The organism is Roseovarius sp. BRH_c41, from assembly GCF_000961715.1.
In the GTDB taxonomy this organism is placed as follows: Bacteria; Pseudomonadota; Alphaproteobacteria; order Rhodobacterales; family Rhodobacteraceae; genus Roseovarius.
Window position 1 is genome coordinate 294,059 of record NZ_LADY01000064.1, and the last position, 12,224, is coordinate 306,282.

General features: G+C 59.5%; 11 protein-coding genes. 4 read left to right on the forward strand and 7 right to left on the reverse strand.

The window, feature by feature from the left end:
- The first annotated feature begins 10 nt into the window (after positions 1 to 10).
- Genes VR71_RS21435 through VR71_RS21445 form a run of 3 tightly spaced genes read left to right on the forward strand, consistent with a single transcriptional unit; the run spans position 11 to position 2,127 of the window.
- On the forward strand, positions 11 to 709 hold the full coding sequence (locus VR71_RS21435) for a molecular chaperone DjiA (RefSeq protein WP_009819582.1): 699 nt from the start codon (positions 11 to 13) through the stop codon (positions 707 to 709).
- On the forward strand, positions 690 to 1,715 hold the full coding sequence (locus VR71_RS21440; protein ID WP_045681999.1) for an endonuclease/exonuclease/phosphatase family protein: 1,026 nt from the start codon (positions 690 to 692) through the stop codon (positions 1,713 to 1,715). The genes VR71_RS21435 and VR71_RS21440 overlap by 20 nt, the downstream gene beginning before the upstream one ends.
- 37 nt (positions 1,716 to 1,752) lie before the next feature.
- Complete coding sequence (locus VR71_RS21445) at positions 1,753 to 2,127, forward strand: hypothetical protein (protein WP_009819534.1); 375 nt, start codon at positions 1,753 to 1,755, stop codon at positions 2,125 to 2,127.
- Positions 2,128 to 2,157: 30 nt separating this feature from the next.
- Here the strand turns inward: VR71_RS21445 and VR71_RS21450 are convergent, their stop codons facing one another.
- The 7 genes from VR71_RS21450 to VR71_RS21480 form a co-directional block, all read right to left on the reverse strand.
- A complete protein-coding gene (locus tag VR71_RS21450; protein WP_009819533.1) occupies positions 2,158 to 3,699 on the reverse strand; it encodes a Ppx/GppA family phosphatase in 1,542 nt (513 codons plus the stop codon).
- A gap of 50 nt (positions 3,700 to 3,749) precedes the next feature.
- Complete coding sequence (locus tag VR71_RS21455) at positions 3,750 to 5,924, reverse strand: RNA degradosome polyphosphate kinase (RefSeq protein ID WP_009819532.1); 2,175 nt, start codon at positions 5,922 to 5,924, stop codon at positions 3,750 to 3,752.
- Between the two features lie 52 nt (positions 5,925 to 5,976).
- Positions 5,977 to 6,651 carry a DnaA/Hda family protein gene (locus VR71_RS21460; protein ID WP_045681995.1) on the reverse strand — a complete coding sequence of 225 codons (675 nt, stop codon included), beginning with the start codon at positions 6,649 to 6,651 and terminating at the stop codon, positions 5,977 to 5,979.
- Positions 6,648 to 7,715: an AI-2E family transporter gene (locus VR71_RS21465; protein WP_040650788.1), complete on the reverse strand. Its 1,068-nt coding sequence runs from the start codon at positions 7,713 to 7,715 to the stop codon at positions 6,648 to 6,650. Before VR71_RS21465 ends, VR71_RS21460 begins: the two co-directional genes overlap by 4 nt.
- A 156-nt stretch (positions 7,716 to 7,871) precedes the next feature.
- The gene (locus tag VR71_RS21470) at positions 7,872 to 8,078 is read right to left on the reverse strand and encodes a cold-shock protein (protein ID WP_040650786.1); all 207 of its coding nucleotides are present in this window, start codon (positions 8,076 to 8,078) and stop codon (positions 7,872 to 7,874) included.
- 234 nt (positions 8,079 to 8,312) lie between these two features.
- A complete protein-coding gene (locus VR71_RS21475) occupies positions 8,313 to 8,879 on the reverse strand; it encodes a L,D-transpeptidase (RefSeq protein WP_009819528.1) in 567 nt (188 codons plus the stop codon).
- Between the two features lie 340 nt (positions 8,880 to 9,219).
- Positions 9,220 to 10,440 carry a multidrug effflux MFS transporter gene (locus tag VR71_RS21480; RefSeq protein ID WP_045681993.1) on the reverse strand — a complete coding sequence of 407 codons (1,221 nt, stop codon included), beginning with the start codon at positions 10,438 to 10,440 and terminating at the stop codon, positions 9,220 to 9,222.
- Positions 10,441 to 10,619: 179 nt separating this feature from the next.
- Between VR71_RS21480 and VR71_RS21485 the strand changes: the two genes are divergently transcribed.
- Positions 10,620 to 12,152: an acyl-CoA carboxylase subunit beta gene (locus tag VR71_RS21485; RefSeq protein ID WP_045681992.1), complete on the forward strand. Its 1,533-nt coding sequence runs from the start codon at positions 10,620 to 10,622 to the stop codon at positions 12,150 to 12,152.
- Positions 12,153 to 12,224: the final 72 nt, after the last annotated feature.

The following is a 12,224-nucleotide window of genomic DNA, read 5'->3' on the forward strand; positions in this document are numbered from 1 at the left end:
GGTATTTGGCATGTCGATCTGGGTGCGTATCTCCGAAGCCTTGTCGGCCCTCGCCAGCGGCGAGGGGCTCAGCGCCGTTTTCGACCGTCTGCGTAGCCCACCCGAGCGCAGTGTTGCCTTTACCATAGCAGTTATCGCGCTCTCGGCGAAAATGGCTAAGGCGGATGGTCTGGTGACGCGTGAAGAGGTGACGGCGTTTCGCGAAGTCTTCCAGATTGCCGAGGCCGAAGAAGCCAATGCCGCCCGCGTATTCAACCTAGCGCGGCAAGATGTGGCAGGGTTTGAGGAGTATGCTCGACGCATTGCGCGGATGTTCGACGGTCAGCCGGGCACGCTCTGTGACCTGATGGAGGGGTTGTTTCACATCGCGATGGCGGATGGGGTGTATCATCCGAATGAGGACACCTTTCTGGAGCGCGTGGCAGAGATTTTCGAGCTAAAGCCGCAGTCTTTTCGGGCGCTGAGATCGCGGTTTGTGCCCAATGCCGCACCCGATCCTTGGTCTGTGCTCGGCGTCACTGTGGATACGCCGATCGACGAGGTGCGCAAGATCTGGCGTCAGTTGGTGCGCGAGACACATCCCGATAGGATGCAGGCGCGTGGTGTGCCACCCGAAGCGATCAAGCTCGCCGAGCGACGTCTGGTCGATATCAATCGCGCGTGGGACGAAATCAGCGAGGCGCGTGTCAGTGCGGATCGCCACCTATAACGTCGAATGGTTCAATGCGCTCTTTGATGATTTAGGGCGTCCCTTGGACGATGCCGAATGGTCGGCGCGCTACAAGGTGACTCGCGGGGATCAACTGACTGCCCTTGGAATTGTCTTTTCCGCTCTTGATGCTGATGCTGTTCTTGTGGTTGAGGCCCCGGATCAAAACGGGCGGCGCAGCACCGTGACGGCACTTGAGAATTTCGCTTTGCTGATTGGCTTGAGAGCACGTCGGGCGGTGATCGGCTTTGCCAATGACACGCAACAGGAATTGGCGCTGCTCTACGATCCGGATGTCCTGACCGCGCGTCATGATCCGCAGGGCGACCCAATGCCCGGCGGGGTCGGGGTGCCGCGATTTGACGGTATATTCCGAATAGATCTCGATATCGACGACCACGCTGACCGGGTGCAGTTTTCCAAACCGCCGCTCGAGGTGGAGCTGACCACCAAGGCGGGCCGGGTGCTGCGCTTGATCGGCGCGCATCTAAAATCCAAGGCGCCGCATGGGGCCAAAGGCCGCGACGAGACCCTGCGCATCGCTATTGCCAATCGACGAAAGCAATTGGCGCAGGCGGTGTGGTTACGACAGAGGATCGCGGCGCATCTGGAGGTGGGGGATGCGTTGATCGTGCTGGGGGATCTGAATGACGGGCCCGGACTTGATGAATACGAGCATCTGTTTGGCCGCTCATCCCTCGAGATTATCACGGGCGAAGGGCAGGAGACCGCTCTGACACTCTTTGATCCGCATGCACATGGAGCATTAACCCAGCGGATCGGGGCTATTCACACCACAGCACGGTTCTACATCCGCGATAAAAAGCGCTACATGCAGGCCCTGCTGGATTATATCCTGATCTCACCGGATCTGATGGCGCGCCGACCTGTCTGGCGGATCTGGCATCCGTTCGACGATCCGGGGTGCTGGGACAATCGCGATCTCCGCGAGGCGCTTCTGGCGGCATCAGACCATTTTCCCGTCACACTGGATCTTGAGCTTTGATCTTAAAATCCTCATCAGACCTGCCTATATGAGTGGAATGAAACCATTTCGCCTGATCCGCACTGTCTTTCTGATTGCAGCGCTCAGCGCGGCCCCTCTGGCCGCTCAAGAGGCTGAAGATGAGGGGCGCTCTCTGATTGAAGAAGGCGCGCGGCTGTTTTTCGAGGGTCTCCAGCGAGAGATGGGGCCCGCTCTTGAGGGGCTGCGCGACAGGGCGCAAGAGATGGAGCCCGCCTTGCGTCAGTTTGTCGAGGAAATGGGGCCAGCGCTGCGCGACCTGATGGACGAGGTCGGCGATTTGAGCGCCTATCATGCCCCCGAGGTTCTACCCAATGGGGACATCATCCTGCGCCGCAAGACTCCGCAAGAGATAAAAGATGCCCCTCTGCCAGAAGGTGAAATCGAACTCTAAGCTGGTTTGGTCTGCTCAAGTTCCCTGTCACTACGGGGTCTTGATCACGACGCGGGCTGATAATGCTGCGGCCAACGACGCAAAGCGCGACTGAGCCACCTCGCCAAAGAGCGGGGCGGCCTCTGCCGAGAGGCGCAGTTCAAGCACCTTTTTCTGAGGAAACCAGCGCAATTCGCCCAAATGGGCATTGCGCTTGAGCCAGAGCATTGCGGTAAAGCGCATGGCCTTGCCGAGAACCTCTGCCTCGTGGCGGTCCTTGTCCGAAATCAGCCCGTCAAGATCGGCAAATCGACTGTTCTCGCGCTTGTTTGAATAGCGGTGCAACAGGGCGAGGCCCAGATAGACCCGCTCTGAATGTTTGAGGCCGCCCAGATTGGCGCGGGTGGCATTGTCGAAACAGACTTCGGCGCGGTAATCCGGATGTGCGCGCCAACTGACGTCATGCAAGAGGCATGCAGCTCGCATCAGGCGGCGGCGCTCTGGCTTGGCGGATTTGAAGAGCGGAAGAATGAAATGGTAGATGACTTTGCCAAATCCGGGCAGACGCGCATCCTTCTGCTCGGCAAAACGGCAGGCCTCTATCAATGGATCACGGTCGCGCAGCATTTGAGGCATCTGCTCATAAAGCAGGCCTTCGCGGATGCCATAGCTGGACACGGCGATGTCTCGTGGTTTGAAGGTTTTGATCAACTCGCCCAGAACCTCGACCGCTTGCGGGACAAGGTCTATCCGGGCCATCGACACGCCTGATTGCAGCCGGAGTGTTTCGGCATCCTGCTTTTCGATGTACTTGATCGTCGCGCGTACATCGGCGGGGCTCATGCGGTATTCGTGAAGGACATGTAGCGGATAATTGCGCCGCGCCATGTCAATTCGGGCGATCGCCCGCCAAGAGCCGCCGACCAGAAAGAGGCGGTTCTTTTGTTCACCAAGTTCGTCGCGCATGGCAGTCAAGGTTTGACGGATATAGGTCTTGCGCGCCTTCTTGCCGCCCTTGAGATCGCGAAGTTTCAGCGGACCAAGTGGCGAGGACACCCGCGCGCCGACCTTGCCGCCATTGATCTCGGCCAGTTCCATTGATGAACCGCCAATGTCACAGACAAGCCCATAAGACCCCGGCCAACCCAAGAGAACGCCTTGCGCCGATAGGCGCGCTTCTTCTCGGCCGTCGATGACCCAGAGCTTGAGACCGGTTTCGCGTTCAACCTCGGCGCAGAACTCTGCACTATCGCTGGCCTCGCGCACGGCGGCCGTGGCGACGGCCACAAGCGGGCCGGTGTCCATGCCGTCGGCCAACATTTGAAACCGCTTCAGCGCCTCCAGAGCGCGTTTGCGACCGGTCGGATTCAGTCGGCCACTTTCGGACATGCCCGCACCGAGGCCGCACATGATTTTTTCGTTGTAAAAGTATGCGGGGCTGCGCGCAGCGCCGTCAAAGACCACAAGGCGCACGGAGTTCGAGCCCACATCAACCACACCCACGCGGCTGAGCGCGCGCGCGGTGGGGCTATCGAACAGGGGACGGCCGAATGGGCCGCCGTCGGGTTCTGTTGGATCGTTGGTGCCGTCCATATCCGTCCCAGTCTTACGCGCCCCCTCTATGCGACACGGGCGCGCGCGGGTCAATCATCCGTATGGGTCAATTTAGGCACATCCGATGCGCCTGCCGAACCGCGACCAGAGAGCGACGGGTATTCCATGAAGAAGCGATGGCAGTTGAAGGCAAATGCTCCTTCGGGGACGGGCGTACGGGTAAAGCTGCCATCGGGTGCCATGACCCAACTCTGCGCAACATCGGCCATGTTGGCGGCCATGACCTGACTGACGATCTGTGCCTTGACGGTCTGGTTTTCGATTTCGACGAGGGTCTCGACGCGGCGGTTCAGATTTCGGCCCATCCAGTCGGCCGAGGAAATGAACACCCGCGCCCTTTTTGATGGCAGACCGAACCCATTGCCGAAACAGACGATGCGGGAATGCTCGAGAAAACGTCCAACAATGGATTTCACCCGAATATTGCTGGATAGGCCCTTGATTCCGGGACGCAATCCGCAGATGCCGCGCACCACGAGGTCGATCTTGACGCCTGCCTCTGACGCCGCATAGAGGGCGTCAATGATGTCGGGCTCGATCAGCGAGTTCATCTTGGCCCATATCGCCGCAGGTTTGCCGACCCTCGCATGCTCGGCCTCTCGGCCGATCAGTTCAAGCAGGCGAGGTTTAAGCGACTTGGGCGATATCGAAAGATTCTCCAGCCCCTCAGGTTCGGCATAGCCAGAGAGATAATTGAACACCTTTGTGGCATCGCGCCCAAGCTGCGTGTTGCAGGTAAAAAAGCTGAGGTCCGTGTAAATCCGGGCCGTGATCGGGTGGTAATTGCCCGTGCCATAATGCGTATACGTGACCAGATTCTCGCCCTCGCGCCGCACCACGGTCGAAATTTTGGCATGTGTCTTGAGGTCGATGAAACCATAAACCACATGCGCGCCCGCCCGTTCCAAGCGCCGAGATTGCCGGATATTGGCCGCTTCGTCGAACCGTGCCTTGAGTTCGACAAGGGCGGTGACGGATTTGCCATCCTCAGCCGCCTCGCAGAGCGCCTCGACGATGGGAGAATTGCGTGAGGTGCGATAGAGCGTCTGTTTGATCGCCACGACATCGGGATCGTGCGCGGCCTGCGTTAGAAACCGCACCACCATGTCAAAGGTCTCATAGGGGTGATGCAGCAGCATGTCCTTTTGCCGGATCGCCGCAAACATATCTCCGCCATGGTCCTGTACCCGTTCCGGCACGCGCGGAGTAAAGGGCGGCCAGAGTAGGTCAGGGCGGGCATCCAGCACCAGTTCCTTGAGGTCTGCTAGACCAATCATGCCCTCGACCTCGACCACCTCTTCGGGGATGACATGCAGTTCCTGCATGATCACGCGGCGCAGATCCTCTGGCGCATTGGCCGAGATCTTCATCCTCACCACCTCGCCGCGGCGCCGACGTTTCAGCGCCACCTCGAATTCGCGTACGAGGTCTTCGGCTTCTTCCTCGACCTCCAGATCGCTGTCGCGAAGCACGCGAAAAGCGCAATGGCTCTTGTACCGATAGCCCGGAAAGAGGCTGTGCAGATGCAACAAGAGCAACTCTTCCAGCGGCAGGAAGCGATAGGTGCCCTCGGGCGCGGGCAGCGGGATGAATCTCGCGATCTGTTGTGGAATCGGCAAGAGCGCCTGAAGTGGGCGTTTGTCCGCCTTGCGCTCAAGATGCAGGGCGAGACTATAGCCCAGATTGGGAATGAACGGAAAAGGATGCGCCGGGTCGATGGCCAGCGGTGAGAGCACTGGAAAAGCCTTGTTCAGAAAGACATCCGCAAGATAGGTCTTGTCGTCTTCGCCGAGTGAAGTGTGCTCGAGAATAGAGATGTTCTCGGCCTCCATCTCGCGGCGCAGGCTGTCATAGGTTTTCTGTTGCGAGTCCAAAAGCTTGCGGGCGTTCTCGTTGATCAGGACAAGCTGTTCGGCAGGGGTCAATCCATCGGCAGCGGGGGTGGTGTTGCCCGCTTGCGCCAGCTCTCTCAGGCCCGCGACGCGCACATTGTAGAACTCGTCCAGATTGGTCGCGGAAATCGACAGAAAGCGCAGCCGTTCAAGGAGCGGCACGCGTGGATTCTGTGCCTCTTCCAGCACACGCCAGTTAAAGCCAAGCCAGCTGAGTTCACGGTTATAGAACCGCCCCGGCCCGGTGAGGTCCAGATCAGGCAGTTCGACAGCTTCGGGCGCGGGGTGTTTCAGAAAATCTGATTGGGTCATGACGGGCTTATCGCGCTGATATGTAACGGATTGGTGACGCAGCGTGGCGCTATTACACCATTTTGTCCAGCACTTGCGCGGCGAATGCGCGGGTGATGGCGCGGCGCTCTGCGAGGGCTGCTGCATCGAGGGTCTCGACCACCTCTCGCACAGCGGCAAAGGAGCGGTCGATGCGGCGCGAGAGATAGGGGACAGTGTCTGGGCTCGGGGCAATCTGGCGGTCAGCAAAGAGTTTGGTCAACACAGCGGCGAGCAAAGCGTCATCGGGCGCGCGCAATTGGGTCACAAGCGTACCCTGCATGCGGCTCATCAGGTCGGGCAGCCTGAGTGGCCAGAGGTGCGGGGGGCGCTCTGCCGTGAGAAGGATCGTATGGCCTTCCGCGAGGCTAAGATTGTGCAGATGAAAGAGTGCCTCTTCTGCGGCGCGATTGCCTGCTGTCTGCTCTGCATCTTCAATCGCGAGAGGACTGAGCGCAAGAGCGGGAATATCAGCATCGGTGAGATCAGCGGCAGCAATGATCCGGGCGCCGGAAAGAGCCGCCCAAACATGTGTGAGATGGGTTTTCCCGGAACCGGTGGGCCCCGCGAGGATCAGCTTGCGTGAAGGCCATGTCTCCCAGGAGTCGATCATGGCCACTGCTTCGGCATTTGCCGGTGAGACGAAAAAATCCTCTCTCCCCAGTGCGGGCCGCACTGGCAAATCAAAGCTGAGTTGGTGGGGCGTCATTCGCGGTCAACGCTTTCGATGCCGCGATAAAGCCGGCTGTCGCGGTATTGGTCGATCGCAAAGCGGGCGATAACCCCAAGCGCTGCGGCCACGGGCACCGCGACCAGCATGCCGACAAAGCCGAAAAGTGCACCGAATGCAGAGAGTGCGAAAATGAGCCAGACCGGATGAAGGCCCACTGAGGAGCCGACCAGCTTGGGCGTCAAAAAATTGCCCTCAATGATCTGTCCCGACACAAAGACTGCGGCTACGAGGCCGACGCTGACCCAATCGCCCCAGAACTGAAACAGGGCAAGTCCGACGGCGAGCACGCCGCCTACGATGGAACCGACGTAGGGGATGAAGGTAATCAGTCCGGCGATGGCGCCGACCACGAGGCCGAATTGCAAGCCGACCAGCATCAGGGCGACCGCATAATAGGTGCCAAGGATCAGGCAGACCGTGCCCATGCCGCGGATGAAGCTGGCCAGCGTGTTGTCGATTTGGCGTGCGAGGCGGCGGATGACGGGGGCGTGGTCGCGTGGCAGGAGGCGGTCGATTTCAGCGACCATATTGTCCCAATCATAGAGAAGGTAGACTGAAACGACGGGAACAATGACAAGCAATATCAATATGTTAACCATTGATGCGGCCGAACTGAGCACTGTCTCGAGCAATTGGCCGCCGCGTTCGCGGATGGTCTCTCCCACGGACAGCAGCGTCTTGTTCAGTGCCGAATCCGCCTCGAAAAGAGAGGGGAAATGCGTGGTGAGAAAGCGATGGAGATCATTGGCAAGTTCCGGTGCTATGTTGAACAAGGCAACGGCCTGATTGACCAAGGAGGGAATCACCAAAAGTGCAATGATAACAAAGGCCAGGATGGCCAGAAGCGTGATCACCCCTACCGACGTGGCACGACTGAGACCCAGACGTTCCAGTCGGTCGGCTACCGGATCAAGGAAATAAGCAATTGCGCCGCCAAGCACGAACGGCAGGATCACATCACCCAAAAACCAAAGCAAAACAAAGGCTACGACGGCTGCCGCGCCCCAGTATTTCATCTGTTCCCTAACGGGGAGCGCCATTGTTCGCCTCCTGATACAGGCCCTATGTCATCGTTCGAGCGGGCGGTTTCAAGGGGAAAGGCAAGGTTCGGGAATATTTGCGCCCGATCTCTTACCGCGCCACTATACGGCGCGATAAGTCTTTGATTTCACGTGATTTATCGCTTCGCCTCTGGTTCAGGCGAGGGAGATATTCGACGCTGATTCACGACCGTCGCGGCCGGATTCGATGTCGAAAGTCACTTTCTGGTCGTCGGCCAGACCGGTCAGGCCAGCGCGCTCAACGGCGGAAATGTGAACGAAAACGTCCTTGCCACCGCCATCGGGCGCAATGAAACCATAGCCCTTGGTGGCGTTGAACCATTTTACGGTGCCAGTAGCCATCGTACTGATATCCTTTTGTTTTTGCTGCCCGCGGGAGTGCGGCAGCCCGGCAAAGTCGTGCAAGATCGAGTGACTGAGCCGTAAAGGACAGATGGTCGATAGCGGTAACGTCGCACCAAGAAATATGGCCAGTTCCAAAATGAAAAGCAAGACCCCCGCATCTGGCCCCCGTACGCTTGTGCGGTCAGACCGTACGTTCACGCGATCCCTGCCAGAGGAGCGACCGCGCCCCGGTCAGAGAACGGTGACGACCGTCCCAATCGGCACACGCGCGTAGAGATCCTGAACGTGCTCGTTGATCATCCGGATGCAGCCGTTCGACACTGATTGCCCGATCGAGGAGGGCTGGGTTGTTCCGTGAATCCGGTAATAGGTATCGCGACCATTCTGGAAGAGATAGAGGGCGCGCGAGCCAAGCGGATTGTCAGAGCCGCCGGGCTGAACATAATCATTGTCCTTGAAGCGGCCATAAGTGCGGGGCTCACGTTCGATCATCTCGTCCGTCGGGCGCCAAGTGGGCCATTCTTTTTTGACAGAGATTGTGGCGGTGCCGGTAAACTCCAAGCCTGCCTTGCCGACGCCCACGCCGTACCGGCGGGCACGGCCCGGCGCGGTGACGAAATAGAGGAAATGCGCGCGCGGCAGCACGATCAGTTGACCGGGTTGATAGACGGGGTCAAAGGACACCTCTTGAGGGGCGAATTTCGGGTTGAGCTCAAAGGCACCGGCAAAATTCGGGGCGAGGGTTGCCGTGCCGAGGGTGGCAAGGCCGGTGGACATGAATGTGCGGCGATGAATCATCGGAACCTCCTGAAATGTCGACTCAGATATAAAGCCTGCGTTCGCGATTGAAAAAATCAAAAGCGGTTGATGCTCACGTTCCGAGCCAGACTGTGGCGATAGGGTCGCGTGTTTGGGTCAGATCGCTGCCCAATCGGTGAAGAGAGCGAAGAAGGGGGGATGATGGAGAGGCGCGGAGGGGTCGCGCGGTTGAGTGTTCCGGTTTGACATGGTGGGCTCCTGTTGGTTGCTCAGGTCACAGGTGGGGGCCTGATCGGACGGGGACCAGAGGCGATGAAGGATTTGTGATTGAGGTTGAAAGACTTGGCTCTTGGGCAAAAGGCGGAGTCCGTCGTGTATCCTAGCCTGCCAGACCCAGCCTGCGTTCGCGCCGGATCACGGCGAGGATGGTGACGATGGCGGCCAGTGCCGTTGTGAGCATGATCCACAGAAGCGCAAAGACCCCACTTCCGGGGGTGAGCAGCAGTCCCGCCAAGGCCGAGAGCCCTGCGCCGATGCCGATCATCAGCGCGCCCGACAGGCCACTGGCGGTGCCCGCAAGATCGGGGCGGATCGAGAGGGCGCCTGCGGTCGCATTCGGGATCACCATGCCATTGCCCAAGCCCATGAACATCATCAGCCCAAAGAACGTGAAGGCCGTGCCAAACCCGAGATAGAAGAGAAAGAGGTTGAGGGCGATACCAGCCGCGTTGAAGAGTGTGCCCCAGAGCACCATGCGGTTGACGCCGACGCGTGTCGAGAACCGCCCCGACGCAAAATTTCCAAGGAAATAGCCAATTGCCGGGGCACCAAAGAGGATGCCGAGGGTCGAGGGCGGCAGGCCAAACACCTTGTCTCCCACAAAGGGTGCGCCCCCCAGATAGGCAAAGAATGCGCCGGACGACAGCCCTGCCGCCAGTGCATAGCCCCAGAACCGGCGCGAGGTCAGAAGGGCAGGATAGTCGCGAAACTGCTGCATCAGGGTGCGGCCCGACAGCGGCGCGGTTTCGCCCAGATCACGCCAACAGACCACAAAGAGCGCTGCGCCGAGAATAAAGAGCGCCCAGAAATTCGCCTGCCAGCCAAAGGCCTCGTCCAACAGCCCACCAAAGGCCGGACCGATCATCGGAACCACCGCCATGCCCATGGTCACGTAGCCGATCATCGAAGCGGCGCGGTCCTGCGGGACCATATCGCGCACGATGGCACGGCTGAGAACCATGGCAACGACGACGCTGGCCTGCACCATGCGAAAGGTGAGGAAGACGGTGACGTTGGGCGCAAAGATGCAACCCAGAGTGGCGACGAGGAAGAGGCCGAGCCCCCAGAGAATCACCGGACGCCGCCCCCAACGGTCCGAAATTGGTCCCATCAGAAGTTGCAGCCCGGCATTGACCCCGAGGTAGAGCGCCACCGACAGTTGGATCAACCGGTATTCGGTGTTGAAATACGCGGTCATTCCCGGCAGGCTGGGAAGAAAGATGTTCATCGCAAGCGCCGATAGGCCCGCAAGCAGGATCAGCGTTGAAATATGCGGTGGGGTGGTGCGGTTCAGATACCGGGGGGGCTGAGCGGTGGTCATCGCTTATGGCTAGGAGCGGCATCCGGTGAAGTCCATGCCGCGTAGGCCATTATTTGCAAGTTTACATATTTGCTGAATATGTTTTGCGAACATTTGCAAATTTGCCCGATTTTCCTTTGTCCGCGCGGCTCTAATCCCTATGCTGCGCGCATTATCGCAGGGATCGCTAGGGGAGTGCCATGAAAGACATCCTTCAGGAGTTGGAAAGCCGCCGCGCCGAGGCGCGCAAGGGCGGGGGCGCGCGCCGGGTTGACGCGCAGCACGCCAAAGGCAAGCTGACGGCGCGCGAGCGGGTCGAATTGCTGCTCGATGAGGGCAGCTTTGAAGAGTTCGACATGTTCAAGGCGCATCGCTGCACCGATTTCGGGATGGAACAAGAGCGGCCCTTTGGCGACGGGGTCGTGACCGGCTGGGGCACGATCAATGGTCGCATGGTCTATGTGTTTTCGCAGGATTTTACCGTGTTCGGCGGGTCTCTGTCGGAAACGCATGCCGAGAAGATCTGCAAGATCATGGATATGGCGATGCAGAATGGTGCGCCGGTCATCGGCATCAACGATTCGGGCGGCGCGCGCATTCAGGAGGGTGTGGCCAGTCTTGCCGGCTATGCCGAGGTGTTTCAGCGCAATATCATGGCGAGCGGGGTCATTCCGCAGATCAGCCTCATCATGGGCCCCTGTGCCGGGGGGGCGGTCTATAGCCCCGCGATGACAGATTTCATTTTCATGGTGCGCGACAGTTCTTATATGTTCGTGACCGGACCCGATGTGGTCAAGACGGTGACCAATGAGGTTGTCACCGCCGAGGAACTGGGCGGCGCGAGCACGCATACCCGCAAATCGAGCGTGGCAGATGGCGCGTTCGAGAATGATGTGGAGGCGCTGGCCGAGGTGCGGCGGCTGGTGGATTTCCTGCCGCTGAACAACCGCGAGAAGCCGCCGGTGCGTCCCTTCTTTGACGAGCCGGGGCGGGTGGAGCAAAGCCTCGATACGCTGATCCCAGACAATGCCAACACGCCCTATGACATGAAGGAATTGATCCTCAAGGTTGCGGATGAGGCGGATTTCTACGAGATTCAGGCGGAGTTCGCCAAGAATATCATCACCGGGTTCATCCGGTTGGAGGGGCAGACCGTCGGTGTTGTCGCCAATCAGCCGATGGTGTTGGCGGGATGTCTGGATATCGACAGCAGCCGCAAGGCGGCGCGCTTTGTACGGTTCTGCGACGCGTTCGAGATCCCGATCCTCACATTCGTCGATGTGCCGGGGTTCCTGCCGGGCACGGGGCAGGAATATGGCGGCGTGATCAAGCATGGTGCCAAGCTGCTCTTTGCCTATGGCGAGGCGACGGTGCCCAAGGTGACGGTGATCACCCGCAAGGCCTATGGTGGCGCCTATGACGTGATGGCCTCGAAGCATCTGCGCGGCGATTTCAACTATGCCTGGCCCACGGCCGAGATTGCGGTGATGGGGGCCAAGGGGGCGACAGAGATCATCCACCGCGCCGATCTGGGGGCGCCCGACAAGATCGCGACGCATACCAAGGATTACGAGGCGCGGTTTGCCAATCCGTTCGTGGCGGCGGAACGCGGCTTTATCGACGAGGTGATCCAGCCGCGCAGCACGCGGATGCGGGTGAGCCGGGCGTTTGCCAGTCTGCGCAACAAGAAGCTGACCAACCCTTGGAAAAAACACGATAATATTCCTCTGTGAGGGGTAAGGATTGGGGGCCTGCCCCCAAACCCCCGGAGTATTTTCAGAACCGTGATGCGCAAGAGAGGCAGG